The organism is Sphingomicrobium clamense (assembly GCF_019264355.1).
Lineage (GTDB): Bacteria > Pseudomonadota > Alphaproteobacteria > Sphingomonadales > Sphingomonadaceae > Sphingomicrobium > Sphingomicrobium clamense.
On sequence record NZ_JAHVAH010000001.1, the window covers coordinates 1,409,595 to 1,434,816 of the forward strand.

The following is a 25,222-nucleotide window of genomic DNA, read 5'->3' on the forward strand; positions in this document are numbered from 1 at the left end:
CCGACCGGGTGGCGGCGGAGCGGTTTTGACGAAGGATATTATATCATGGCGAGCGAAAAAGTCCCGATGCTGGCCGAGGGCCACCGGAAGCTCTCCGAACAGCTCAAGCAGCTCAAGACCGTCGAGCGCCCTGCGGTGATCGACGCGATCGAGGAAGCGCGTGCGCATGGCGATCTCTCCGAGAATGCCGAATATCATGCGGCCAAGGAACGCCAGGGCCAGATCGAGGCCACCATCTCGCATTACGAGGACCAGCTCGCGCGTGCGATGGTGATCGATCCGACGACCCTGTCGGGCGACAAGGTCGTGTTCGGTGCGACCGTCCATCTCGTCGACGAGAATGACAAGAAGGTGAAATACCAGCTTGTCGGTGAAGGCGAGGCGGACGCTGCCTCGGGCCGCATCAACTTCAATTCGCCCCTCGCGCGCGCCCTCATCGGCCGCAGCGTCGGCGAAGAGGTCGAGGTGACCACGCCGCGCGGCGACACCTATTACGAGATCTCGAAAGTCGAGTTCATCTAGCCATGAGCTGGCGCGACCTGCGCGGATCGGCGAGCCTGTGGCTGGCCGCCGTGTCGGTCGCGGTCATGCTGCTGGTGACGGTCGTCCCCGACCTTCATGACCGCTGGGCGATTGCCGGCGGCTTCATCCCGCTGCGTCTCGACATCGCGGTCGAGGCGCCGGTTGCCATGCTGCCCGCCGTCGTTACCCCGCTGACCGCCAGCTTCCTTCATGTCGACTGGGGCCATCTTCTCTTCAACATGATCCTGCTGCTATTCTGCGGCCGCTTCGTCGAGGCCGCGATCGGCAGGGCAGGGCTCGTGCTCCTCTACATGATCGGCGCCTTCGCCTCCGCGCTCGCCCAATATGCCTTCGATCCCATCTTGATCGTCCCTATGATCGGGGCATCCGGCGCTATATCCGCCATCTTCGGCAGCTTCGCCCTAATCTACGGCAAACCCAAACCCTTTACAGGAAACCGACGCTATGACCGCGCCATCCACGCCGCGTCGCTCCTGATCGTCTGGGTCCTCATCCAATGGATGGTCGGCACGCTGAGCCAAGGCACCGTCGCCGCTGCCGCGCATGTCGGCGGGTTCCTTGCCGGCCTCGTCGCCTTCCCGCTGCTCCGCCCCCGCGCATAGAAAAAGGGCCGCCCCGCGCGATGCGGTGACGGCCCTCACTCATCGAAGGATGACGACTGCTATTCTGCCGGCTCGACCTCTTCGGGTTCGAGCAGGCGGTGCAGGTGCACCACGACATATTTCATCTCGGCATCGTCGACCGTTCGCTGGGCCGCGCCGCGCCAGGCGTCTTCCGCCGACGCGTAGCTGTCGTAGATGCCCACGAGGTCGATCGAATCGAGGTCGGTAAATTCGACGCCACGCGGATCCTTGACCCGCCCGCCGAATACGAGGTGTAGCTTGCTCATGCGCGGCCCTCTAACGACAAAAGTCGATTTTGCGAAGCCCTACTTGCGTTTTGCGGCCTCGGTCGCGGCATCCGCCGACTGGCGGGCTGCCGACCCCAGACCCTTCACGACATCGCGCAGCACGTCTTCGCCCCTTTCAGGTGTCAGGCCGCGTTCCTTGAGCGTCGCCGACCCGGCTTCCTTGGCCGCGTCATAGGCGCTGTGGGCGCGCGAATTGATGTCGGTGCCGACCTTGGCCAGCGCGCGCTTCTCGCGTTCCGAGCGCGGGATCAGCGCACCGACGATTAGCCCGAGCGCAGCGCCGAGGCCGAGCGCGATCAGCGGGCTTTCCTCGATGCCTTCGCCTGTCTTGCGAGCGCCGCTGCGCACGCCCGTGCGCGCGCTGTCATAGGCATGCACCGCCTTGGTGCGGGCCGTATCATAGGCGTCGGCTACATTGTCCTTTGCAGTCTCGTAGGCCTTTTCTACGCTGGCCTTGGCCTGTTCGGTCTTGTCCTTGACACTCATTTCACATCCTCCGTCTTCGAATTCTTGTTCGCCGACTTGCGCGAGCGTTTGCTTGCGGCGCCGGCTTTTCGTTGTTTCGCCTGCTTCGCGACCGCGACGGGCGTTTCCGGGCTATTCTCGGGGTCGCTCGCTTTCGGCGTTTCAGCGTCGCTGTCTACGATCTTCGACTTGACGCCGCGCAGGGCATCGCCGAGCGGGCCGCGGGCGAGGAATAGGCCGATGGCAGCGCCGATGCCGCCGACCAGCCACGGGTTCTTCTTCGCCGCCACGACCGCCTCATGCGCGGTGTCGGTCACCTTCGCCTTGGTCGCATCCCAGGCCTGGGCCGCGATCAGGTCGGGGGCCAGGCGACGCTTGGCCTGCCCGATCCCATATTCGACCGAGCGCATCAGCTTGGCGCGCTGAATTTCGACCCGGTTCTGGGCGTCGAGCACTTTGGGGTCGACGGTCATCTCAGCTTCTCCATTCGCGCAATGGCGCTGGAAGCGCACAGATAGGCAATACCCGCAGCGATCGCGGCTGCGACCAGTCCACCGGCTAGCGGCCCGATCAGGGTCGCGAGCGCCGCGCTGACTGCGATTACCGCGACGATCAATGCCGCAATGGCGAAGCCAGCAGCGACGACGAGCAGCACGGCAGGCTTCTTGTATTGCACGGCCTCGCTCAGTGCCTTGGCTTTGATCAGTTCAAATTCGGCTTCGGCCAGGTCGCGCCCGTCACCGACGATCCGGCCAAGTATTTCGGCGATTTCGACGTCAGGATCGAAACTCTGCGGATCGTCTTTGGTGAGGGCGTTGCCGTCGTCTTGCGGTTCGAGCATTCGTGCGCCTTAGTCGCGGCGTTCGGCGTCGAGACCCGACTGGATCAGACGCGCGAGCGCGAAGCCGACAATGGCCGCACCCGCGAGTGCAATGCCGGGCGAACGGCGCACGAAGTCGCGCGTGTCGTCGATCAGTTCGTCCGGATCCTTAGCGGCAAGGCTCTGTGCCGTATCGCTGAGATAGGACGAAGCCTGACGGGCATAGTCGCCATATTCGGGGCCGATGCGCTCATCGATGCCGTCGGCGGTGTCACCGACCAATTTCGAAACGTTGGCGATCGCTTCGCTCGACCGTTCGAGACCCTGGCCGACGATGCCACGCGCCTTGCCAGCAGCTTCGCGAGCGACGGTGTCGCCGCCCTCCTTGATCTTGGCCACGGCCTTTTCGCGCGTCGTCGGTTCGGCGACGATGATTTCCTCTTCGGTCGTCACGACCGTCGTCGAGGCGCCGGAAATGACTTTGTCGGTGCCCTCGGGCAAATCGGTTTTATTGGTAGGCATAATACGCTCTTCCTCCTTTGCGTGACCAACCGATCAAACGGGCGCTCGTTCCGGCACTGACACGGAAAGTTGCACCGTTCGTCTCTTGGCCTATAGGGGCATCGCAAAAGTCCGTTTCAACCCCGTCCCGAAAAAGGATCCTCCATGACTGCCATCGTCGACATCCACGCCCGCATGATTCTCGACAGCCGCGGTAATCCCACGGTCGAGTGTGACGTCACGCTGGAGGACGGATCGATGGGCCGAGCCGCCGTGCCCTCGGGCGCCTCGACCGGCGCGCACGAAGCGGTCGAATTGCGCGACGGCAACAAGGCGCGCTGGACTGGCAAGGGCGTCGACAAGGCCGTCGCCTCGGTGCGCGGTCCGATCGCCGAGACGCTGCTGGGCATGGACGCGGAGGACCAGTCGGAAATCGACGCGCTGATGCTCGACCTCGACGGGACCGAGAATAAGGGCAAGCTGGGCGCCAACGCGATCCTTGGCGTCAGCCTGGCCGTAGCCAAGGCAGCAGCGGAGGCAAGAGGCCTCCCGCTCTATCGCTATGTCGGCGGCGTCGGCGCGACTATCTTGCCGGTGCCGATGATGAACATCCTCAACGGCGGCGCACACGCCGACAATCCGATCGATTTCCAGGAATTCATGGTGATGCCGGTGGGCGCGGAGGATTTTTCCGAGGCCCTGCGCTGCGGCACCGAAATCTTCCATGCGCTTAAAGGCGAACTGGCCGAGCGCGGCCTGTCGACCGCCGTCGGTGACGAGGGCGGCTTCGCGCCCAATATCGCCTCGGCCCGTGAGGCGCTCGACCTGATCGGCGAAGCGATCGACGTCGCCGGCTACAATCTTGGCGAGGACGTGCTCATCGCGCTCGATTGCGCCTCGACCGAATTTTACAAGGACGGCAAATACGAGCTGGCCGGCGAAGGACGCAGCCTGACGTCGGAGGAAATGGTCGACGAACTCGCCAAGCTTTGCGCCCACTATCCGATCGTATCGATCGAGGACGGCATGGCCGAGGACGACTGGGACGGCTGGAAGTTGCTCACCAGCAAGATCGGCGACAAGGTCCAGCTGGTCGGTGACGATCTGTTCGTGACCAACCCGACCCGCCTCGAGCGCGGGATCAAGGAAGCCGCCGCCAACTCGATCCTCATCAAGGTCAACCAGATCGGCACGCTGACCGAGACCATCGAAGCGGTTCGCATGGCGCAGAGCCACGGCTTCACGACCGTGATGAGCCACCGCTCGGGCGAAACCGAAGACTCGACCATCGCCGATCTCGCGGTCGCGCTTGGTTGCGGACAGATCAAGACCGGCAGCCTCGCGCGCTCCGACCGCACCGCCAAATATAACCAGCTGCTGCGCATCGAAGAAGAGCTTGGCGACAACGAAGAATATCCGGGCCGCGGCGCCTTTCGCGTGAAGCTCTGACCATGAATTCGCTTGCATGGGACAAGCCTTTGTGATTCTATGGCTTTCATGGCGAAGGGGGCTAAAAGCATTTCATTGATCAAGCGGGCGATCGTCCCGGCGTTGACGCTCGTCATCGTCGGCAACTTCGCCGGCTACGCGATTGCGGGTGACAATGGCTTGCTCGCCTGGGGCGGATATGCGCGCCAGCTCGAGGAGCGCCAGGCCGAACTGGCCGAGCTTGAAGCCGAACGGGACCGCCTGCGACAGCGTAGCGAAGCCCTCAGTCCCGAAGCCGCCGACCCCGATCTTGCCGACGAATTGGTCCGCCGCGACCTCGGCCTGATCCGCGACGACGAAGTCATCCTGCCGCTCGAATAGGGCAGGGCGTCCGCCCCACCGGAGAAAACCCTACGGATTGCGTTTTTCCTTGGCGTGCCTATACGCACAGCCAATTCCTCAACACGCGAAAGAGGCCAACCTTGGCGAAGAAGCCCGCTGCGAAAAAGAAAACCCCCGCCAAGTCGACCAAGTCGACCGGCAAGCCGACGATGCTCGGCAACAAGGAGCGTCCGGCACAGCCCACCCGCTACAAGGCGAGCAAGGAGGAACTGCTCGACTATTATAAGCAGATGCTGCTTATCCGTCGCTTTGAGGAGCGCGCGGGCCAGCTTTACGGGCTCGGTCTGATCGGCGGCTTCTGCCACCTCTATATCGGCCAGGAAGCGGTCGCGGTCGGGCTCCAGTCGGCGATGGAAGTCGGCAAGGATAGCGTCATCACCGGCTATCGCGATCACGGCCACATGCTCGCCTACGGCATCGACCCCAAGGTCATCATGGCCGAACTGACCGGCCGCGAGGCGGGCATCTCGAAGGGCAAAGGCGGCTCGATGCACATGTTCAGTGTCGAGCATGGCTTTTACGGCGGCCACGGCATCGTCGGCGCGCAGGTCGCGCTCGGTACCGGGCTCGCTTTCAAACACCAGTACAGCGAAGATGGCGGGGTGTGCCTCAGCTATTTCGGGGACGGCGCGGCCAACCAGGGCCAGGTCTACGAGAGCTTCAACATGGCGGAGCTGTGGAACCTGCCGGTCATCTACGCGATCGAGAACAATCATTATGCGATGGGCACGAGCGTCGAGCGCTCGGCCTCCGAACCCGACTTCTACAAGCGCGGCGAGAGCTTCCAGATCCCGGGGATCCAGGTCGACGGTATGGACGTACTCGAAGTACGCGGCGCGGCCGAGGTCGCGCTCGACTGGGTGCGCAGCGGCAAGGGGCCGATCATACTCGAACTCAAGACCTATCGCTATCGCGGCCATTCCATGTCCGATCCGGCCAAGTATCGCACGCGCGAAGAGGTCGACAGCTATCGCAAGCAGCAGGACCCGATCGACCGCGCCAATGCCGAGCTGCAGGAAATGGGCGTGAGTGAAGAAGAGCTCAAGGAAATCGACAAGGAAATCAAGGCGATCATGGTCGAAGCTGCCAAGTTTGCGGAAGACAATCCGGAGCCCGAACCGTCCGAACTCTACACTGACGTGCTGGTGGAGAGCTACTGATGGCGATGGATTTGAAGATGCCCGCGCTCTCGCCGACCATGGAAGAGGGCACGCTCGCCAAGTGGCTCGTCAAGGAAGGCGACGCAATTTCAGCTGGCGACATTCTCGCCGAAATCGAGACCGACAAGGCGACGATGGAGTTCGAGGCCGTCGACGAGGGCGTACTGCTCAAGATTCTTGTCGAGGAAGGCACCGACAATGTCGCGGTCGGAAGCGCCATCGCCGTGATGGGCGAAGAAGGTGAGAGCGTGGAAGACGTGGCCGCCGACGAGCCCGCCGAAATCGACGACGTGCCGGGCGAGGGCAAGGATGTCGGCCGTGACGAGAGCGAAGCCGCGATCACCCAGATCGACGCGCCCGCCGACAAGACCCGTCATGCCGATCCCGACTTGCCCGAAGGCACGGAGATGAAGTCGCAGACGGTTCGCGAAGCGCTGCGCGACGCGATGGCCGAGGAAATGCGTTCCGACGAGCGCGTCTTCGTCATGGGCGAGGAAGTCGCCCAGTATCAGGGCGCCTATAAAGTTACGCAGGGCTTGCTCGACGAATTTGGCGCAAAGCGCGTGGTCGATACGCCGATCACCGAATATGGCTTTGCCGGGCTTGGCTCGGGCGCGGCGATGGGGGGCCTGCGTCCTATCATCGAGTTCATGACCTTTAACTTCGCGATGCAGGCGATCGACCACATCATCAACTCGGCCGCGAAGACCAATTACATGTCGGGTGGCCAGATGCGCTGCCCGATCGTGTTCCGCGGCCCCAACGGCGCGGCCTCCCGCGTCGCGGCGCAGCACAGCCAGAATTTCGGGCCCTGGTATGCCAGCGTTCCGGGCCTTGTCGTGATCTCGCCCTATGATGCCGCCGATGCCAAGGGACTGCTCAAGGCCGCAATCCGTTCGGAAGACCCGGTCGTGTTCCTCGAAAACGAGCTGCTCTATGGCCGGAGCTTCGACGTCCCCGATCTCGACGATTACGTCCTGCCGATCGGCAAGGCGCGGGTCATGCGCAAGGGTAGCGATGTCACCATCGTCAGCTATTCGATCGGTGTCGGGGTTGCATTGAAGGCAGCCGAGACGCTGGCGGGCGAGGGGATCGACGCCGAGGTCATCGACCTGCGTACGCTACGCCCGCTCGACACGGCGACGGTCCTCAACAGCCTCGCCAAGACCAATCGCATGGTGATCGTCGAGGAAGGCTGGCCCGTCTGCTCGATCGCGTCCGAGTTGATGGCAGTCGCGATGGAGGACGGATTCGACGACCTCGACGCGCCGGTGCTGCGCGTGACGAATGTCGACGTGCCGCTGCCTTACGCCGCCAACCTCGAGAAGCTCGCGCTGATCAAGCCCGAGGACGTCGTAGAGGCTGCGAAGAAGGTCTCCTATCGCTGAGGGCGCGCTGACGCCCGACCGGGCGCTGGCGCTCACCCATTTTCCCGAACCGCTGCGCCCTGCGGTCGAAGCGATCTTCCGCATCGACGCGACTCTTGCTGAAGTCGTCGCCGGCACGACCGAGCCGCAGGTCGGATTGATCCGGCTCGCCTGGTGGCGCGAAGCCCTGGAGCGGCTCGATTCGGACGAGCCGCCCGCCGAACCGCGCCTGGAGGCTGTTGCGAACCATTGCCTGCCGCGCGGGGTCAGCGGCGCAGCACTGTCCGAGATCGAGGACGGCTATGCGGCATTGCTCGACGGCAGCGGACCCGACCGTATCGAGAAAGCGGGCGCAACCCTGTTCTTCTCGATCGCGCAGCTGATTGGCGACACGGACACGCAGCTTGCCGAAGCCGGCGCACTGGCGATGCTCGCGAGGGTGAGAGGCCTGGCAGAGACTGACGTCAGAGACAGTGCGCTGAAAAACATGGCAAAACTGGGCGGCCATCGCTTCGCCAAACCGCTTCGCCCGCTGACCCTACTAGCCAGATTGGCCGCACGAGATTTCCTGCGGACATCGCCCGAGCCCGAGGCCACGCCCGGTCGCGCCTTCGCAATGCTGAGCCACCGCCTGTCTGGGATCGTGACACGGGCGAACTGATCGGCTAGAGCCGCCTCGCCGGATCGATGAACAGGAGAGTGGCCCATGCGCCGCCTGGTCGCCGGTATTGCCGCAGGACTATTTCTTACGAGCGCCGCCGTGTTGCTCGCCCGCGATGGCGAGGCCGAAGGGGAGGCCGCACTTCCCGAAGCTGCGATGGCCGATGCAGCGGAGACTCAAAAAGTCCGAGAGCTTCCGGTGATCCCCGAACTGGGACCGCCGCCGAAGGCCGATCCCGTGAGCAAGGAAGAGAAGCGCTTCAACCGTGTCGACAAGGATGGCGACGAGCTGATCACGCTGTCGGAAATCGTCCAGCCGCGGCGCAAGCGCTTCGCCAATCTCGATCTCGATGGCGACGGCATGCTGCGCTTCGAGGAATGGGCGATCAGCACCATCGACAAGTTCGAAGGCGCGGATGCGGACGGCAACGGCACGTTGACCCGCGCCGAATATGCCACGACCGCGCCCAAGCCACGCAAGCCCAAGCCGAAATGTAGCTGCTAGGCAGGCTCCAGCTCTCCGACCCGCGTCCCGGTCCGCTCGGCCCAATCGGCAAAGGCCGCACGCGCGCGTTCGGTATATTTCAGGCGCCGGTTGGCTTTCTTCATCTTGCCCTCGATCGGCGGGAACAGGCCGAAATTGACGTTCATCGGCTGATAGGTTTCCGCCTCGGCGCCGCCGGTGATGTGCGACAATAAAGCACCGAAGGCGGTTTCCTGCGGCGGCGCCTCGAACGTTTCGCCTTTCGCTTCCGCTGCGGCGAAACGTGCCGCCATCAGTCCGACTGCGGCGCTCTCGAGATAGCCTTCGCAGCCGGTAATCTGCCCCGCGAAGCGGATATGCGGCATCGATTTCAGCCGGAGCTGCTCGTCCAGCAGCTCGGGCGAACGAATGAAGCTGTTGCGGTGGATGCCCCCAAGCCGTGCGAACTCTGCCTTCTCAAGCCCTGGGATCATTCGAAAAATTTCGGCCTGCGCGCCATATTTCAGTTTCGTCTGGAAGCCGACGATGTTCCACAATGTGCCGAGCGCATTGTCCTGCCGCAGCTGCACCACCGCATAGGGCCAGCGGCCGGTGCGCGGATTATCGAGCCCGACCGGCTTCATCGGCCCATGACGCAGCGTGTCGATACCGCGCTCGGCCATCACCTCGATCGGCATGCAGCCTTCGAAGTAGGGCGTATCTTTCTCCCATTCCTTGAACTCGGTCTTGTCGCCGTCGATCAGCGCCTGGACGAAGGCCTCATATTGCTCCTTGTCCATCGGGCAGTTGAGGTAATCCTTCCCTTCACCCTTATCCCAGCGCGACTGGAACCAGGCGATGTCGAGATCGATGCTGTCCTTGTGCACGATGGGTGCGATCGCATCGAAGAAGGCGAGCGCGTCCTTGCCGGTCGCTTCGGCGATGCTTTCGGCGAGTTTCGAGCCGGTGAGGGGCCCCGTCGCGACGATCGTCATCCCACTCGTGGGAAGCGCGTCGATTCTCTCCCGTTCCAGCGTGATGTTGGCGTGGGAAAAGACCTGTTCCGACACGCACTGCGCGAAACCGTCGCGATCCACCGCCAAGGCGGATCCGGCCGGCACTCGATGCTCGTCGGCACAGGCCATGATTAGCGAGCCTAGACGGCGCATTTCCTGATGGAGCAGTCCGACCGCATTGCTCGACGCGTCGTCTGAGCGGAAGCTGTTCGAGCAGACCATTTCGGCCAGCCGATCGGTGTCGTGCGCCGGCGTCGTGTCGCCGCCGCCCCGCATCTCCGAAAGTCGCACCTTGAGCCCCGCCTCGGCCAGCTGCCAGGCAGCCTCCGATCCCGCAAGCCCGCCACCGATAATATGCACGTCATGGGTCATGGCGCGGCGTCTAGCGGGGAGGCGGGCAATAGAAAAGGGCGGCGCGAACCGCACCGCCCTTTCTCGCAATCATTCCCGGTCGATCAGGTGAGGATCTCTGGAACCCCTTCTTCCTGCGTTTCGCCTTCGATCAATTCTTCGATTTCCTTGACCGGCTGGTTGGTCATTTCCTTGTCGATCTCGAGGATGGTGCGCTTCTCGGTTTCCTTGTGGAGCTTCTTGCGCAGCTCGCCGAGCGCTTTGGGCGGAGCGATGATGACCAGTTCGTCGAAGTCGTTGCTCAGCGCGCGACCGTTCACCTTGTCGGCGGCGTCATGCACCCAGCGGTTTTCCTCCAGCTGGTGGAAATCGGTTTCTTCATAGGAAGAGCGCGCAGTGCTGCCCGAGCTGAACACGCTGCCCGGTTCGTCGGTCGACAATTCGCGGTCGGGAGCGTCATCGCGCTCGGTGGCCTTTTCGACCACGAGGTTCATATGTTCGCGGTCGCCCTCGTTGCGCAGGAACAGCAAGCGACGACCGTCGGTGACCATGACGAGAGTTTTGTTGGCGATGCCCATGGGGCCTCCTTCATGTTGAAATGCTTCACGCCATCAACGGGAGGAGGCCCCAAGCCGTTCCGCTATTCGCCGTCTTCAGGACCCGCCTTGGCATCCGAGCCGGTGTCGCCGTCCGGCGTGGGGTCGACAGTCTTGGCATCGCCCTGCAGGTCGCCTTCGACCATTTCCTCGGCCTCGTTCTCGGCATCTTCTTCTTCATCGATCCGCGCGACCGAGACGACCTTCTCACCGTCCGCCACGTTGAAGATGGTGACGCCTTGGGTGTTCCGGCCTGCGATGCGGATATCGCCCACGGTGGTGCGGATGATCTTGCCCTGGTTGGTGACCAGCATGAGCTGCTCGCCCTGATCGACCGGGAAGCTTGCGACGACCGCGCCGTTGCGTTCGCTGGTCACGATGTTGGCGACGCCCTGACCACCGCGATTGGTGACGCGATATTCGAAGGTCGAGGTGCGCTTGCCGTAGCCGTTTTCGGTCACCGTCAGCAGGAACTGTTCCTTCTCGACCAGTTCGGCATAGCGCTCTGACGTCAGTCCCTCGGCGCCCTCATTATCCCGCCAGATGGGCGACTTGAGATAGGCTTCGCGCTCTTCACGGCTCGATCCGGTCGACCCGAGGATCGACATGGACATGACCTTGTCGTCGTCGAGCAGCTTGATCCCGCGCACGCCCTTGGACGCACGACCGGTGAACTCGCGCACGACGGTGGCGGCGAAACGGATCGCCTTGCCGTTGCGGGTGGCGAGCAGCACGTCGTCATCCTCGGTCAGGAGGTCGACACCGATCAGCTTGTCGGATGGATTGCCATCTTCATCCTCGTCGAATTTCATCGCGATCTTGCCGTTCGAGGGCACGTTGGTGAACGCATCCATCGAGTTGCGGCGGACGGTGCCGCCCTCGGTCGCGAACATGATGTTGAGGCCGGCCCATTCTTCCTCGTCCTGGGGGAGGGGGAGGACGGTCGTGATGGTCTCTCCATCCGCGAGCGGGAGGATATTGACCATCGGACGTCCCTTGGCGGTGGGGCCGCCCTCGGGAAGCTTCCACACCTTCATGCGATAGACGCGGCCGGTCGAGGAGAAGAACATCACCGGATTGTGCGTGGTGGTCACGAACAGGTTGGTGACGACATCTTCCTCTTTGGTCGACATCCCGGCGCGGCCTTTGCCGCCACGGCGCTGGGCGCGGAAGAGGGCGAGGGGGGTGCGCTTGATGTAGCCGGTGTGGGTCACGGTGACGACCATGTCCTCGACTTCGATCAGGTCTTCGTCCTCGATCCCGTCGACGGCCGGTGCGAGTTCGGTCTTGCGCGGGGTCGCGAACTGCTCTTCGACCTCGTCGAATTCCTCGAGCATGACCTCGTATAGGCGCTTACGATTGGACAGGATTTCAAGCAGTTCGCCGATAGTCTTCGAAAGCTCTTCGAGCTCACCGCCAATCTCGTCACGGCCCAACTGAGTCAATCGATGGAGGCGCAGCTCGAGAATGGCTTTCACCTGGTGTTCGGAGAGACGGTAGGCGTCGCCGACATGATCGGAGGCCTTGCCCTCGACCAATTCGATATAGGGCAGGATTTCCTTGATACCCCATTCCTTGGCGAGCAATTTCTCGCGGGCATCCGCGGGGCTCGACGAGCCGCGGATCATCGCAACGACTTCGTCGAGATTGGTGACTGCGACGACCAGGCCGAGCAAGACGTGGGCGCGTTCGCGTGCCTTGCCGAGCTCATACTTCGAGCGGTTGGTGATGACCTCTTCGCGGAACTTGACGAAGCTCTCGATGATGTCGCGCAGGGTGAGGATTTCCGGACGCCCGCCACGGATGGCGAGCATGTTAGCGGCAAAGCTCGTCTGCGCCGGCGTATGACGCCACAACTGGTTGAGCACGACCTCGGGGGTCGCGTCGCGCTTGAGGTCGATCGCGATGCGAACGCCTTCGCGATTGGACTCGTCGCGAATGTCGGACACGCCCTCGATACGCTTGTCTTTGGCGGCTTCGGCGATCTTCTCGACCAGCCCAGACTTGCCGACCTGGAAGGGGATTTCGGTAAGGACGATGACCTTCTTGTCGTTCTTGCCTTCTTCGACATGCGCCTTGGCGCGCATCATCATCGAGCCGCGGCCCGTGGTGTAGGCGGCGCGAATGCCGCTCTGGCCCAAGATCTGGGCGCCGGTCGGGAAGTCGGGTCCCTTCACATGCTCCATCAGCGCCTCGGAAGAGACGGCAGGGTCCTCGATATAGGCGCGGCAGGCGGCGAGTACCTCGCCGAGGTTGTGTGGCGGGATGTTGGTCGCCATGCCGACCGCGATGCCGCCCGCGCCGTTGACGAGCAGGTTGGGGAAGCGGGCAGGCAGCACCTGCGGCTCTTCACGGCTCGCGTCGTAGTTGGGCGTAAAGGCGACGGTTTCCTTGTCGAAGTCCTGCAGCAGGAAGTTCGCGACCTTGGCGAGGCGCGCCTCGGTGTAACGCATCGAGGCGGGCGGATCAGGGTCCATCGAACCGAAGTTGCCCTGACCGTCGATCAGCGGGACGCGCATTGACCAGTCCTGGGTCATGCGCGCGAGCGCGTCGTAAATCGCGCTGTCGCCGTGCGGGTGATAGTTACCCATGACGTCACCGACGATCTTCGCCGACTTGCGATAAGGACGCCCGGCGACGAAGCCGCCTTCCTGCGCCGCGTAGAGGATGCGGCGGTGGACCGGCTTCAGGCCGTCGCGAATGTCGGGCAACGCGCGGCTCACGATCACGCTCATCGCGTAATCGAGATAGCTGGTTTTCATCTCGTCGACGATCGAGATCGGCGCGATATGGTCGGTGGGTTCGGGAAGGGTGTCGGTGGGTTCGTCGGCCACGAAAAATCCTGTATCTTGTTGGCTGAACTCGACACAAGGACGCGTGCCGAATCTCTATGCACGCAGCCTAGCGCGTACGCGCGCGCGAGGCCAGCAAGAAGCAGCTCAAATTACACAGAAACTGATCGGAGGTTTACGTTTACGTCAACCCTCGCGGACGAAGAGCGGCTTGTCCGGCTCGCTGCCTTCCTTGCGATAGCGCCAGCCGTCGCGGTCGAACGCTTGAAGGCCATCGACATCCTCGGTCCGCGTATCACACACCCAGCGCGCCATAGCGCCGCGTGCGACCTTGGCAGCGAAGCTCTGGAACTGCAGGCCCTTCGCGGTCTCGACGCGGAAGTCAGGGGCGACGATCCGGGTTTTCTTCGGAAGCTTGCCGCGCACCACATCGTAATATTCGTTAGACGCGAGATTGAGGAGGATATGCGACCCTTCCTCGCGCAGCTGCTTGCGGAGCTCCTTGGCAACCTTGTCGCCCCAATGGTCGGTCAGCTTGCCCTTGTCACCTTGCTCTGGAGACCAACTCGTACCCATTTCGAGCCGATAGGGACGCATGCGATCGAGCGGGCGAAGCATGCCATAGAGGCCGGAAAGAATGCGCAAATGGTCCTGCGCATAGTCGATCACCTCGGGCTCGGCGCTCGCGACATCGAAGCCACGGTAGACGTCACCCGAAAAGGTACGGATCGCCGGACGCGTCTCGGTGCTGAAAAACTTGTCGTAGCGCTCTTTGTTCAGCTCGGCGAGCTGGTCCGAGATGCCCATGATCTCCTTGAGGTCGGAAGCGCTCAGCTTATCGGCAGCGCGGGCGATCTTGGCCGCATCGCGCTCGAAACGCGGGACAGTGGGTTCTTCAGGATAATCGCTCTCGAGATCGAGCGACTTTGCGGGCGAAACGATGATCAACATGCATGTTGGCTAGCCGCCCCGAACACCCACGTCAAAACGCTTTTTGCACTTAGTCTGACCGACCCATTCAATCCTCATTCAGCGCGTTTCATCTACATGGACTGGCGAAGCGCGGCGCGAGGGGCTATGTCCCCGCACGCGTAACGAATTTACCCCACAGGAGAGTACGTAATGAAGCTTCCGATGACTGCGATTGCGCTCGGCCTAGCCGCCATGGGCATGACCACTCCCGCCGCTGCCGTGACCACGGCTGTGGCCCAGGATGAAGAACAGAAGGCGCCCGAACTGTCGAAGAAGGGCCAGGAAGCCCTTGCTGCGTTGCAGGCCGCCATTCAGGAAGAGCGCTGGGCCGATGTGCCCGCTCTGGTCGCGACTGCCGAGAGCGACACCGAGACCAATGACGGCAAGATCATTCTCCAGAAGCTGCGCCTGAACGCTGCGATCAACATGGAAGATTACGAAGCTGCGATCGACCCGATCGACAAGCTGGCCGCGATGGGTGCGATGGAGCCCCAGTTCAACCAGGTCTACGTCGAAGTCGGCAAGCGCCGCCTGTTCGACGAGAATTACGACGGTGCCGCGGACGTCCTCCAGAAGGCGCTCAATACCGATCCGAACAATGCCGAAGCGCTGATCGCACTGGCCGAAGTTCGCACCGAGCAGGGCCAGGTCGATGAAGGCATCAAGCTGTTGACTGACGCCATCGCGCAAGCGGAAGCGGCCGGCGGTGCCGAGGAGTCGTGGTACAAGCGCGCTGTCAAGCTCGCCTACGATAACGAAAATCCGGCCGTCTTCGGTCTGACTCGCAACTGGGTCACCAACTACCCGTCGGCGTCCAACTGGCGCGACACGCTGCGCATCTACATGGGCTTCAACGATGCCGACCCCGCAAAGGTGCTCGACATTATGCGCCTCCAGTTCGCCGCGGGCGCGCTCGAGAGTGAAGGCGATTACCTGCTTTACGCCGAAGAGCTGCTCCGCGCTGGTTTCCCGGGCGAAGCGATGGCCGTCATCAATGCCGGCAAGCAGGCCAATGCGTTCGACATGAACAAGCGTATCGTGACCGAAATCATCAGCATGGCCGAGAACCAGGCAAAGGGCGACCGTGAATCGCTCGATGCCGACTTCCAGGGCGCTCTTTCGGGCAGCGAGCCCAAGAAGACGATCACGTTGGCCGACGCCTATTATGGCTATGGCGAGTATCAGAAGGCTGCCGAGCTGTATCGCGCGGCGCTGGGCAAGAGCGGCGTGCAGGCCAATCTGGCCAACCTGCGCCTCGGCATGACGCTGGCCCGTAGCGGCGACTATGCCGCGGCCAAGGAAGTGCTCAGCCAGGTGAGCGGCGCGCAAGCCGATGCCGCAGCCTACTGGCTCGCCTGGGTCGAGACCCAGATGTAGTCTTGCGCAAACCATTTGCGTGACAATGAGGGCGCCGGTCGGAAGATCGGCGCCCTTTTTATTCAGTTTCCCGCGCTTTTCCCCTGTCCCAAAACGGGAAGGTTAACCGTCGCTACCTGTCACGCCCGCGCGAGCGCAGGCACTGACTGGACCCAATGGGATTCCCCCATGCGGAGACGAGTGGCTTTCCATGCGGTTCGACGATCGCCTTGCGACCTTGCTGACCCTGCCTGTGGTGGGGGCGCATGATCGTGCCGTTCGTTGGCGGCAGCTGGTCGAGCTTGCGGCGAGGGCGGGTCGCGAGGACGAACATGGCGCTCCGTTCATCGCTGCGCTCGCCGTCATTCGCGCGGACGCAAAGCGTGTTTCGCGCGATGTGCGGACGGCCGCCGCTCGATCGATCGCGGGGCGATCGCTGGCGCTGCCACTCCTCGAAGTCTTCGCCGAGGATGAACTTGCCGTTGCCGCCCCCGTCTTTGCCGGAAGGAAACTGGGCAAGGCGCAGTTGAAACGACTGCTCGAGATTGCCGATCCGGAAGTGCAAGCGTTTCTTGTGACCCTCAATCCGGGGGTCGATGACGACGCGGAGCGGCTGGGCATCTCGGACATCGTTGCCCGGCTGGACCACCCGGTCGAACCCCCAGCACCCACCCAACAAGCGGAGGAGGCGACCGAGTGGCCGGTCGAGCCCGCCGTCGAGCCTGACAAGCCGGCACCGCAAGAGTCCGCGGGGCCCGTGCAGCCGTTTGCGGAAGACGGCGTCTTTCAGTGGGAAACCAATGCCAGTGGAGAGATTGGCTGGGTCGAGGGTATCCCGCGCGGGGCAGTGATCGGCCTGTCCATCGCCAGCACCAGTGAGGTCGGGCAACTCGCCGAAGCCTTTACCGAGCGCGAGCCGTTTGCCAAGCTGCCCCTGACCCTCGCGCCGCTGGGCCAGGAATATCTGTTCAGCGGAACGCCTGCGTTCGATACCGAGACGGGGCGCTTCCTGGGATATCGTGGCGTTGCGCGACCGGCACCGAGCGATGCCGAGGTCCACGACCTACCCAAGCCGCCCGTGCCCGAGCAGCGTGCCCGCAAGCCCGCGACTACCCGCAATGTAGAATCGCTGCGCGAGCTGGTCCACGAGATCAAGACGCCGCTCAACGCCATTATCGGCTTTGCCGAGATTATCGACGGCCAATATCTGGGTCCGGCGCACCGTGGTTACCGCGAGCGCGCCGCCGAAATCGTGGCGCAGGCCCGCATCCTGCTGGGCGCGATCGAAGACCTCGACTTCGCAGCGCGCGAGCAAGCTGATCGCGCTAAGGGGGAGGGCCCCGATCCCGACGCCGATATCAGGTCGGTGATTGAGCGGGCCATGAGCGCAATCCGTCCGATTGCGGAGCGCAGGGGCGTCCGCATCGTCGCGAATTTCCCGGAAGACGACCATCAGTGCCGGCTCAACGAGGGGCTGGCAGAGCGACTGGTGCGGCGGCTCTTCGGCGCTGTCCTCGAGACGCTCGAGGACGGCGAAACGTTGTTCGTCGAGGGAGCGCGGACCGGATCGCATTGCCAGTTGCGGATCGCTCGACCAGCCGCACTGAAAGGGCTGTCGGCCCAGAAATTGCTGGATCCCGCCCTGACGATATCAGGGCAGGGGCCAGCCTTGCTCGGCTTCGGCTTCTCGCTGCGTCTCGTGCGGGGATTGGTGCGCATTGCGGGGGGCGAACTGGCGATCGAGCCGGACCGCATCGTCGTCCACCTTCCCGTCGCGAAGCCCTGAGTGCTTGCATCGGAGGGCGCGTCGGGGCAATGGCACTGCCCGGGGGCCCGTAGCTCAATTGGTTAGAGCTGACCGCTCATAACGGTTAGGTTGCAGGTTCAAGTCCTGCCGGGCCTACCATCAGCTTACTTCGTAAATCCCTGATCGTCGCTTTCCCAGCGATAGCCGAAATAGGCCAGCTCCCTGGCGCAGACGATTTCCACGCGACGTCGTCCGCCATCGAGCAGGCGGTTCGAATAATGCGTATCGGCCGGCCGGATCGATCCTTTCGCGTCCAGCCCATCGACTTCGATGGCGATCCCGAGACGCTCGCTGACGGCTCTCAGGCCTTCCTCTAGTTCCTCGTAACGGATGACATCGTCGAGGATGATCCGGTCGTCGTCGGTGTATAGCGGCCAGTTTGACAGCTTCTCTGACGCATAGTCCTGAATGAAGCGGTCGACGGACGGACGCCTTCTCACGCTTCGGTTCTTCGTCGCCCAGAAATAGTGGCTCACGGCCTTGTCAAACGGGTTTCGTTCGACCGTGAACTTGAAATAGTCGTTCCAAACGTCACGCGGGACATTCGCCCGGACCGCAGTTGCCGCCATGTGATTAAAAAATCGTCGCTGGCGACCCAGGCTGCGGTCTTTGTTGGTCTGTGGAATGAGCTCGTTCTGGGCACCGGGGTAGCCCAGTCGCTCCCGATCTTTCTCGTCGGCATCGGAGATGGCCGTGATGACGTCATCCGGGCCGCAATGCTTCGAAAGCGCCATTTCCACGCTCGTGCCAGCGGTCTTCATTGTCTTGATGAAGATGAAGCGATGACGATGACTGATGATCATAATGACGCCCCTGAAGCCGATTGCTTTAGCGTTGCAATCGACATGGTCGGGGAGACAGGATTCGAACCTGCGACCCTCTGCTCCCAAAGCAGATGCGCTACCAGGCTGCGCCACTCCCCGACGTCCGCCCCCTTACCCAAAGAGGGGCGAGGGTCCAACCCTATTCGACCGGACCCGCAGCCACCGCGAGCATGGCGGTCCATGCCGCGACATTCTGCTTAAGCTGTGCCGGGTCGACCTTGTCGAGCGTATCGTTCGAGGTGTGGTGAAGGTCGAAATAGCGCGTGCCGTCCTGACGCAAGCCGATACCGGGCGCGCCTTCGCGCATCAGCGGCCCGATATCGGCACCACCGGCCGCCTCGTAGCTGCCCGGCACGATACCGAGCGGATAGAGCGCAGCGCGAAGTGCATCGGTTTCGGCCTTGCGGTCCTCGCCAAGATTGGTGTCGATTTTCCAGATACGATCGGCTCCAAAATCGCTTTCTGCTACAAGATGATAGTCGGTGCCATTGTGACGCTCTGCGAAGTCCGCGCCGCCGTGGATGCCGACTTCCTCGGCGCCGAACCAGACGACTTGGATCGTGCGTGCGGGCGTTCCCGCATCCATGATCCGTTTGGCGGCAGAGGCGACGATCGCGCAACCCGCGCCGTCATCGAATACCCCCGGCGAATTGTCCCAGCTGTCGAGATGGCAGGCGACGAGTACCTTCTTCGCATCAGGATCGCGTCCCGGAACCTCGGCAATGACGTTGCCCGAAGTTTGCATGCCGATCCGGCGCGAGGTGAGGGTCAGCGAGATCGTGACGGGGCGCCCGCGCTCGAGCACACGCTCCAGCTGTTCTCCATCGGGGACGGAAAGCGCACCTGCGGGGATCGGCGTGACGCCATCCTGGAAATTGGTGTTCCCGGTATGTGGCGTGCGGTTGTGATCGGTGCCGATCGACTTGACGAGGATGGCCGCTGCGCCGCGCTGTGCCGCCATGTTGGGCCCGACAAAGCGGCCTACGCCGTAAGCACCATAGCCCGAACCGTCCTGATTGGCCGGCATGGCGTGCGAGATATAGACGATCTTGCCAGCGACATCCTCGGCAGGAGCGGCGGCAAAGTCCCAGAAATTGTCATAGCCGACCACTTCCGCAGTCAGTTCGCCGTTGGTCGACCCCGAATTGCCGAGCGCGGTGACGACGAGGTCCTGCGGGAACGGCGCAACGATCGAGGCGCGCTCTTCACCGCGCACCCACGTGTCCATCTGGAATTCCTCAACGCGGACGTTGGAAAAGCCCATCGCCGTGAGCCGCTCTACCGACCACGCACGTGCCCGCGCTTCGGCAGGCGTACCGCCCAGGCGCGGTCCAATCTCGGTCGTCAGCGTCTCCAAGATATCCCAAGCCATTTCGTCGTCGAGCGCCGCATCGCGAAGCTCGGCGACCTTGTCGTCCACCGGCGGCATCATCATCGGCTGGGCCGAGGCAAGGAGGAGGGGAGCGGAAGCGAGGAGCGCGGCGCGCGCGAGGAAAGATTTTGTCATGCACGAAGGGCTAGCGGCTGATCGCCACCCTGTCACGACCCGTTGGTCGAATGGATTAGAGCAACCGCAACTGTGCGCCCTGACGAGGCGTGAAAAGGTCGGTGCGCAGTCGAAACTTCGACCGTGCAAGCCCGTGGGCGCGCGCCGCCTTCTCGAAACGCGTTCTGTAGAGCTGAGCCCAAACGCCTTCGCCTCTCAGGCGGCTGTAAAACCGTGGATCGTTGTCCCGGCCTCCACGCAAGTCGCGGATCGTAGCCATCACCTTGCCTGCTCGATCCGGGTAATGTGTCTCCAGCCACGCCTTGAACAAAGGTGCGACCTCGTGCGGCAAGCGCACCGGCAGAAAGAAAGCGCCGCGTGCGCCCGCGTCCGCACCGGCCTCCAGGATCGCCTCCATTTCCATGTCGGTGATGTGCGGCACGACCGGCGAGATGGACAGATGGGTCGGCACGTCCGCCTCGCTGAGCGCCTTGATTGCTTCGACACGCTTGCGTGGCGCGGGTGCGCGCGGTTCGAGCGTCCGATGAACTTTGGGGTCAAGCGAAGTGACGGAAATCGCGACCGCCGCAAGCCCAAGCTTCGCCGCGGGCGCGATAATGTCGAGGTCTCGCAGCACCCGATCCGATTTGGTCGTGATCGTGAAAGGATGCTTGCGTTCGAGCAGCAGTGCCAGGACCGATCGGGTCACCTCCCAATCCTTCTCGATCGGTTGGTAGGGATCCGTGTTGGTACCCAGCGCAATCGGCGCGGGCTCGTAGCCCTTTTTCGATAGCGCCTCGTCGAGCAACTGCGCAGCATCAGGCTTGACGAACAGCCGGCTCTCGAAATCAACGCCTGGCGAAAGGTCGTGGTAGGCGTGCGTGGGCCTTGCGAAGCAATAGATGCACCCATGTTCGCAGCCTCGATAAGGGTTCACGGACCGATCGAACCCGATGTCGGGGCTCTGGTTTCGCGTCAGGATCGACTTCGCGCGCTCGACGGTCACGGTCGTGCGCCGGGGAGGGGGCGTGCCGTCGATCTCGTTCATTGCGTCGAGCCAATCCCCATCCATCTCGCGCCCGAGCATGTTGAAGCGTCCGGAAACGTCATTGCGCGTCGCACCGCGCCCATGAATGGAATCGATCGGCATCATTCCTAATTACCCCGAGGAGGGGAACATTACCAGAACATTTTTGCCGACGGACCGACAACGAAGCTACGGCGAATTCTCACATCTAAAGCGGTAACATCCTGTTTTATGATGCTTTCTGCCTTGTGCCACTGGAATAGTTCGGGAAGCGAGTTCCATTCGGCCGAAGATAGTGATCCGTAGCTTGGACGCGGGATAATGTTGCACGGCACCGGAAGTAGCCTGACGGCCAGGAAACAAAGAAGCCCGGGGCAAAAAGGGCACAATTCCGGAGATCATCTAGCTTTTCATTTTACATAATACATATTATCCGACTTATAGATCGACGCATTTCGGCGTGTAGCAAAGGCCCCAGCCTCGTCCAGCGATGCAAATCTAAAACGAAACGGCGCGCATCATCTCGGCTGTCAGGATCGCACCGTACGTACCCAGCGCGTAGCCGAGCACCGCTAGCAGCACGCCTACCGACGCGAGCGCGGGATGGAATGCCGCGGCCAGAACCGGCGCCGATGCGGCACCGCCGACATTGGCTTTCGAGCCCACAGCGACGAAGAAAAATGGCGCGCGGATCAATTTGGCGACGATGAACAGCAGGATGACGTGGATCAGCATCCAGATGCCGCCAAGCAGGAATAGCAAGGGTTCGTCGGCGATCGCCATGATGTCCATCTTCGTCCCGATGATCGCAACGAGCAGGAAGATGAAGACCGTCCCGATCTTCGACGCGCCCGCGCCCTCCAGGTGGCTCAGCCTGGTGAAGCTGGCCGTCAGCCCGAAGGTCGTCGCGGTAACCACGATCCAGAAGAAGCTGTTGGCGAGGATCGAATCTTCCATCCCTGGCATCGATCCGACCCATCCACCGACCAGCTGCGCGACGAGGTGCGAGAGCGCTACGCCGCCAAAGGTTACGCCAGCGAGCAGCATGAAGTCGGGCGTCGTTGGAATGCGCTCCAGTTCGGCCGTATAATTCTCCATCTTGGTCTTGAGACGCTCGATCGCGCTGGCGTCCGCCTTGAGCCAGCGGTCGATCGGCTCGGGATTCCCAGCACCATAGAGCAGAAAGATCATCCAGATTTCCGCAATGATGATGTCGACCGCGACCATCGCGGCGAACAGTTCCTGCGGATAGCCGTAGAGCTCGAGCATCGCGGTCTGGTTGGCACCGCCCCCGATCCAGCTTCCCGCGACCGTGGACAGGCCACGCCAGGCCGCGTCCGCTCCGTCGGCCGAGACGGTTTCCGGGCTGAACGAGCCGATAATCATCACCGCAAGCGGCCCGCCGATGACGATGCCGATCGTCGCGGTGACGAACATGATCAACGCCTTCGGCCCGAGGCCAAGAATAGCTTTGAAATCGATGGCTAACGTCAGGAGGATGAGCGCCGCCGGCAGGAAATAATCCTTTGCGACCTGCCACAGGTTCGAGCCTTCCGAAGAGATGATTCCGAAAGTGTTAAGAAGCGACGGGATCAGATAGGCCAGCAGGATCAAGGGCACGAAGGTGTAGAACTTGTCCCACTTCCCGCCGAGGCTGCGCGTGTAGAAGAGAAGACCGAGGATCGCGGCAAGAATACCGAACTGGATCGCGTCGCTCGTGATCAGGGCGTTGGACGTCACTTCTTCCACAGATTCGCTCCTCAATGATTGCGCGGACCTTGACGCAGCGGGCGGGACTTGTGAACCCGCAAGTCATGACCGACCTCACCCGCCTCGACGCCATCATGCGCCGCCTGCGCGATCCCAAAACCGGTTGCGAATGGGACAGCGTGCAGAATTTCGCGACCATCGCGCCCTACACGATCGAGGAGGCCTATGAGGTCGCCGACGCCATCGCGCGCGAGGACATGGACGCGCTGGCCGACGAACTGGGCGACCTGCAGCTCCAGGTCGTCTTCCATGCGCGCATGGCGGAGGAAGAAGGTCATTTCACCCTCGACGACGTCATCGAACGGATCAGCGACAAGATGGAGCGCCGCCATCCGCATATCTTTGGCGATGCCGAGGACGGCGGGCATCATCTGTGGGAAGAGATCAAGGCGGCCGAGCGAGAGAAGGATCCCGACAAGAGCGAGCTTGCCGGCGTCGCCCTTGCCCTCCCCGCGCTCGAACGCGCGCAAAAATTGCAGAAACGCGCCGCGCGCACCGGGTTCGATTGGCCGACGATCGACGGCCCCAGAGACAAGATTGCCGAGGAATTGGACGAGATCGATCGCGCAGAAACGGACGCGGAGCGCGAAGAAGAGGTCGGCGATCTGCTCTTCGCGGTCGTCAACCTCGCACGCTTTCTGAAGGTCGATGCCGAAGAAGCTCTACGCAAAGCCAATCGCAAGTTTGAGAGCCGCTTCCGCGCGATCGAGAAAACGCCCGGCTTTACCGATATGAGCCTCGATGAACAGGAAGCGCTCTGGGTCGCTGAAAAAGGTCAGCGCGACTGAAACCTCGCCCAGTTGTCGGGGGTCAACTCCACCGTGATATGCATCATCTCGCCACGAGTTTCGGACGACTGCACCTTTCCATGCTGGTAGAGCCACGCGATCGCGCCGCCATCCGACGCGGGAATCTCAAGTTCATGAACGTGTGTTTCGGGGTCGAGCCACTCGCCGATTCGCTCGCGCAGCCCGTCAAGGCCTTCGCCCGATAGCGCGCTGACCGTCACCACATCGTCGCGTCGCTCTGCCTCGCCCAGCACCGCACGCCGTTCGTCGCCGTGGAGTAGGTCGAGCTTGTTCCAAACCTCCAACTGAGGCGGAGCCCCCTCTCCTTCCAGCCCCAACTCTTTGAGCACCTGTTCGACGTCGGCGCGCTGGGCTTCGCTGTCTTCGTGCGCAATGTCGCGCACGTGGAGGATAAGGTCGGCGCTCGCGACTTCTTCGAGCGTCGCGCGGAAAGCAGCGACCAATTGCGTGGGCAGGTCCGACACGAACCCGACCGTGTCGGACAGGATGACCTTGTCGTGCCCGGGCACCCGGATCTGCCGCATGGTCGGGTCGAGTGTCGCGAAGAGCAGGTCCTTGGCCATAACCTCAGCGCGCGCCAGACGGTTGAACAGCGTAGACTTGCCGGCATTGGTATAGCCGACCAGCGCGACCACCGGCCACGGCGCGCGTTGCCGCCGTTCGCGGTGGAGTGCGCGCGTCTTCTTCACTTGCTCCAGCTCCTTGCGGATCTTGGCCATGCGATCACGGATCATGCGCCGGTCGGCTTCGATCTGCGTTTCGCCAGGCCCGCCAAGGAAGCCGAAACCACCGCGCTGGCGCTCGAGGTGGGTCCAGGTGCGCACGAGGCGGCCGGCCTGGTAATCGAGATGCGCGAGTTCGACCTGCAGCCGCCCTTCGGCGGTCGCCGCCCGTTCGCCGAAAATCTCGAGGATCAGCCCGGTACGGTCGATGACCTTGCGCCCGGTGCGCTCTTCCATCGTCTTCTGCTGCACCGGCGTCATCGCCGCGTCGACGATGACGAGCTCTGCCGAAAGGTCCTCGACGCGCGCGGCAAGTTCGTCCACCTGGCCGCCACCGATCAGGGTCGAAGGCTTGAGCACTCGTACGCGAAAGGTGATCGTTTCGGCGACCTCAATGCCGATGGCGGCGGCGAGACCCGTCGCCTCCTCCGCGCGTGCGTCGGCGGACCGCGACTGCGGCTGACCGTCGACGACCGGCACGACGATCATCGCGCGAGCGCCGCCTGCCCCCTCTTCATCGCGATTAAAAACGCTCAGCGTCGTGCTCCTGAAAGGCTTGAGAGCGCATGCTTGTAGATTAGCTGCAGCTCTCCATCGCCACCGTCGAGGATGACCGTGTAGCGATCATGCGCCACCAACTTGCCGTTCAATCGCACTCCGCTCAGCAGGAAGGCATCCACAGCCTGACCCACCGCACGGTCGAGGAAGGCCTGCTGCATCCCCTCCCCGCTCGCTCCACTACCGTCGAGTAGCTCGGCATCGATCCGGGCGGTGAGCGTCGCGATGCCATGCTTGTAGATCAGCTGCTCCTGCCCGTCGCGTTTGAGCGTCATGACATAAGGGTCGAAGCCGCCAATCGTCCCTTGCAAGCGGACGCCCTTGAGCAAATAAATGCTCACCGCCACGCCTTCGCGACGGCAGTGATTGAGCATTTTATTCTGTAAGTCCAGTGGCTTGTCGGGCATTATTGCGTCA

At 62.7% G+C, this 25,222-nt stretch carries 26 protein-coding genes and 2 tRNA genes; 12 read left to right on the plus strand and 16 right to left on the minus strand.

All coding sequences use genetic code 11. The annotated features are described in order from the left end of the window. Nucleotides 1-45: 45 nt before the first annotated feature. Both greA and KTQ36_RS07260 read left to right on the plus strand, forming a co-directional pair. Entirely contained in the window at nt 46-522 is a 477-nt protein-coding gene (greA, locus tag KTQ36_RS07255) for a transcription elongation factor GreA (protein WP_218633030.1), read from the plus strand. A gap of 2 nt (nt 523-524) precedes the next feature. Continuing rightward, a complete protein-coding gene (locus tag KTQ36_RS07260) occupies nt 525-1,145 on the plus strand; it encodes a rhomboid family intramembrane serine protease (protein WP_218633031.1) in 621 nt (206 codons plus the stop codon). A gap of 59 nt (nt 1,146-1,204) precedes the next feature. Here the strand turns inward: KTQ36_RS07260 and KTQ36_RS07265 are convergent, their stop codons facing one another. Genes KTQ36_RS07265 through KTQ36_RS07285 form a run of 5 tightly spaced genes read right to left on the minus strand, consistent with a single transcriptional unit; the run spans nt 1,205 to nt 3,260 of the window. Continuing rightward, complete coding sequence (locus KTQ36_RS07265) at nt 1,205-1,432, minus strand: DUF4170 domain-containing protein (protein ID WP_218633032.1); 228 nt, start codon at nt 1,430-1,432, stop codon at nt 1,205-1,207. A gap of 39 nt (nt 1,433-1,471) precedes the next feature. Next, a complete protein-coding gene (locus KTQ36_RS07270) occupies nt 1,472-1,939 on the minus strand; it encodes a DUF883 family protein (RefSeq protein WP_218633033.1) in 468 nt (155 codons plus the stop codon). Beyond that, nucleotides 1,936-2,391, minus strand: a complete 456-nt coding sequence (locus KTQ36_RS07275) for a hypothetical protein (protein WP_218633034.1) — start codon at nt 2,389-2,391, stop codon at nt 1,936-1,938. Before KTQ36_RS07275 ends, KTQ36_RS07270 begins: the two co-directional genes overlap by 4 nt. Next, nucleotides 2,388-2,759: a phage holin family protein gene (locus KTQ36_RS07280; protein WP_218633035.1), complete on the minus strand. Its 372-nt coding sequence runs from the start codon at nt 2,757-2,759 to the stop codon at nt 2,388-2,390. Before KTQ36_RS07280 ends, KTQ36_RS07275 begins: the two co-directional genes overlap by 4 nt. A 9-nt stretch (nt 2,760-2,768) precedes the next feature. Further along, complete coding sequence (locus tag KTQ36_RS07285; RefSeq protein WP_218633036.1) at nt 2,769-3,260, minus strand: hypothetical protein; 492 nt, start codon at nt 3,258-3,260, stop codon at nt 2,769-2,771. A 144-nt stretch (nt 3,261-3,404) separates the two neighbouring features. On the opposite strand from KTQ36_RS07285, the gene eno reads away from it, so the two are divergent. The 6 genes from eno (at nt 3,405) to KTQ36_RS07315 (ending at nt 8,761) form a co-directional block, all read left to right on the plus strand. Beyond that, nucleotides 3,405-4,688 (plus strand): phosphopyruvate hydratase, encoded by a 1,284-nt coding sequence (gene eno, locus KTQ36_RS07290; RefSeq protein ID WP_218633037.1) that lies wholly within the window; start codon nt 3,405-3,407, stop codon nt 4,686-4,688. A gap of 75 nt (nt 4,689-4,763) precedes the next feature. After that, nucleotides 4,764-5,048, plus strand: coding sequence for an FtsB family cell division protein (locus tag KTQ36_RS07295; protein ID WP_255554422.1), 285 nt, complete (start codon nt 4,764-4,766; stop codon nt 5,046-5,048). 170 nt (nt 5,049-5,218) lie between these two features. Next, nucleotides 5,219-6,229: a pyruvate dehydrogenase (acetyl-transferring) E1 component subunit alpha gene (gene pdhA / locus KTQ36_RS07300; protein ID WP_218633867.1), complete on the plus strand. Its 1,011-nt coding sequence runs from the start codon at nt 5,219-5,221 to the stop codon at nt 6,227-6,229. Continuing rightward, nucleotides 6,229-7,617 (plus strand): pyruvate dehydrogenase complex E1 component subunit beta, encoded by a 1,389-nt coding sequence (locus KTQ36_RS07305; protein WP_218633039.1) that lies wholly within the window; start codon nt 6,229-6,231, stop codon nt 7,615-7,617. The genes pdhA and KTQ36_RS07305 overlap by 1 nt, the downstream gene beginning before the upstream one ends. Nucleotides 7,618-7,642: 25 nt before the next feature. Then, a complete protein-coding gene (locus KTQ36_RS07310) occupies nt 7,643-8,257 on the plus strand; it encodes a squalene/phytoene synthase family protein (protein ID WP_255554787.1) in 615 nt (204 codons plus the stop codon). Between the two features lie 45 nt (nt 8,258-8,302). Further along, nucleotides 8,303-8,761: an EF-hand domain-containing protein gene (locus KTQ36_RS07315; protein WP_218633040.1), complete on the plus strand. Its 459-nt coding sequence runs from the start codon at nt 8,303-8,305 to the stop codon at nt 8,759-8,761. Here the strand turns inward: KTQ36_RS07315 and trmFO are convergent. The 4 genes from trmFO to KTQ36_RS07335 all read right to left on the minus strand — a co-directional run bounded on the left by trmFO (nt 8,758) and on the right by KTQ36_RS07335 (nt 14,425). Next, nucleotides 8,758-10,107: a methylenetetrahydrofolate--tRNA-(uracil(54)-C(5))-methyltransferase (FADH(2)-oxidizing) TrmFO gene (gene trmFO, locus KTQ36_RS07320; RefSeq protein WP_218633041.1), complete on the minus strand. Its 1,350-nt coding sequence runs from the start codon at nt 10,105-10,107 to the stop codon at nt 8,758-8,760. The genes KTQ36_RS07315 and trmFO overlap by 4 nt on opposite strands. A gap of 83 nt (nt 10,108-10,190) precedes the next feature. Next, a complete protein-coding gene (locus KTQ36_RS07325) occupies nt 10,191-10,664 on the minus strand; it encodes a host attachment family protein (RefSeq protein WP_218633042.1) in 474 nt (157 codons plus the stop codon). Between the two features lie 62 nt (nt 10,665-10,726). Then, nucleotides 10,727-13,516 (minus strand): DNA gyrase subunit A, encoded by a 2,790-nt coding sequence (gene gyrA / locus KTQ36_RS07330; protein ID WP_218633043.1) that lies wholly within the window; start codon nt 13,514-13,516, stop codon nt 10,727-10,729. Between the two features lie 144 nt (nt 13,517-13,660). Next, the gene (locus KTQ36_RS07335; RefSeq protein WP_218633044.1) at nt 13,661-14,425 is read right to left on the minus strand and encodes a YaaA family protein; all 765 of its coding nucleotides are present in this window, start codon (nt 14,423-14,425) and stop codon (nt 13,661-13,663) included. Between the two features lie 171 nt (nt 14,426-14,596). Here KTQ36_RS07335 and KTQ36_RS07340 point away from each other — a divergent pair, with 171 nt between their 5' ends. From KTQ36_RS07340 to KTQ36_RS07350, 3 genes are all read left to right on the plus strand, one after another. After that, on the plus strand, nt 14,597-15,823 hold the full coding sequence (locus tag KTQ36_RS07340; protein WP_218633045.1) for a tetratricopeptide repeat protein: 1,227 nt from the start codon (nt 14,597-14,599) through the stop codon (nt 15,821-15,823). A 190-nt stretch (nt 15,824-16,013) separates the two neighbouring features. Continuing rightward, nucleotides 16,014-17,588, plus strand: a complete 1,575-nt coding sequence (locus KTQ36_RS07345; RefSeq protein ID WP_218633046.1) for a sensor histidine kinase — start codon at nt 16,014-16,016, stop codon at nt 17,586-17,588. Nucleotides 17,589-17,631: 43 nt separating this feature from the next. Then, a tRNA-Ile gene (locus tag KTQ36_RS07350) sits at nt 17,632-17,708 on the plus strand. Between the two features lie 5 nt (nt 17,709-17,713). Here the strand turns inward: KTQ36_RS07350 and KTQ36_RS07355 are convergent. From KTQ36_RS07355 to KTQ36_RS07375, 5 genes are all read right to left on the minus strand, one after another. Further along, a complete protein-coding gene (locus KTQ36_RS07355; protein WP_218633047.1) occupies nt 17,714-18,412 on the minus strand; it encodes a sulfotransferase family 2 domain-containing protein in 699 nt (232 codons plus the stop codon). Nucleotides 18,413-18,455: 43 nt separating this feature from the next. Next, nucleotides 18,456-18,532, minus strand: a tRNA-Pro gene (locus KTQ36_RS07360). Nucleotides 18,533-18,572: 40 nt separating this feature from the next. After that, nucleotides 18,573-19,940 (minus strand): M28 family peptidase, encoded by a 1,368-nt coding sequence (locus KTQ36_RS07365; RefSeq protein WP_218633048.1) that lies wholly within the window; start codon nt 19,938-19,940, stop codon nt 18,573-18,575. Between the two features lie 55 nt (nt 19,941-19,995). Next, nucleotides 19,996-21,069, minus strand: a complete 1,074-nt coding sequence (locus tag KTQ36_RS07370) for a PA0069 family radical SAM protein (RefSeq protein WP_218633049.1) — start codon at nt 21,067-21,069, stop codon at nt 19,996-19,998. A gap of 375 nt (nt 21,070-21,444) precedes the next feature. After that, nucleotides 21,445-22,695 (minus strand): DUF819 family protein, encoded by a 1,251-nt coding sequence (locus tag KTQ36_RS07375; RefSeq protein ID WP_345777682.1) that lies wholly within the window; start codon nt 22,693-22,695, stop codon nt 21,445-21,447. A gap of 65 nt (nt 22,696-22,760) precedes the next feature. Between KTQ36_RS07375 and mazG the strand changes: the two genes are divergently transcribed. Then, nucleotides 22,761-23,504 (plus strand): nucleoside triphosphate pyrophosphohydrolase, encoded by a 744-nt coding sequence (gene mazG / locus KTQ36_RS07380; RefSeq protein ID WP_218633050.1) that lies wholly within the window; start codon nt 22,761-22,763, stop codon nt 23,502-23,504. Here mazG and hflX read toward each other — a convergent pair. Together hflX and hfq are read right to left on the minus strand one after the other, a co-directional pair. Further along, nucleotides 23,492-24,784, minus strand: a complete 1,293-nt coding sequence (hflX, locus tag KTQ36_RS07385) for a GTPase HflX (RefSeq protein WP_218633870.1) — start codon at nt 24,782-24,784, stop codon at nt 23,492-23,494. The two genes, mazG and hflX, sit on opposite strands and share 13 nt — an antisense overlap. Further along, nucleotides 24,781-25,212, minus strand: coding sequence for an RNA chaperone Hfq (gene hfq / locus KTQ36_RS07390; RefSeq protein WP_255554424.1), 432 nt, complete (start codon nt 25,210-25,212; stop codon nt 24,781-24,783). Before hfq ends, hflX begins: the two co-directional genes overlap by 4 nt. Between the last annotated feature and the right edge of the window lie 10 nt (nt 25,213-25,222).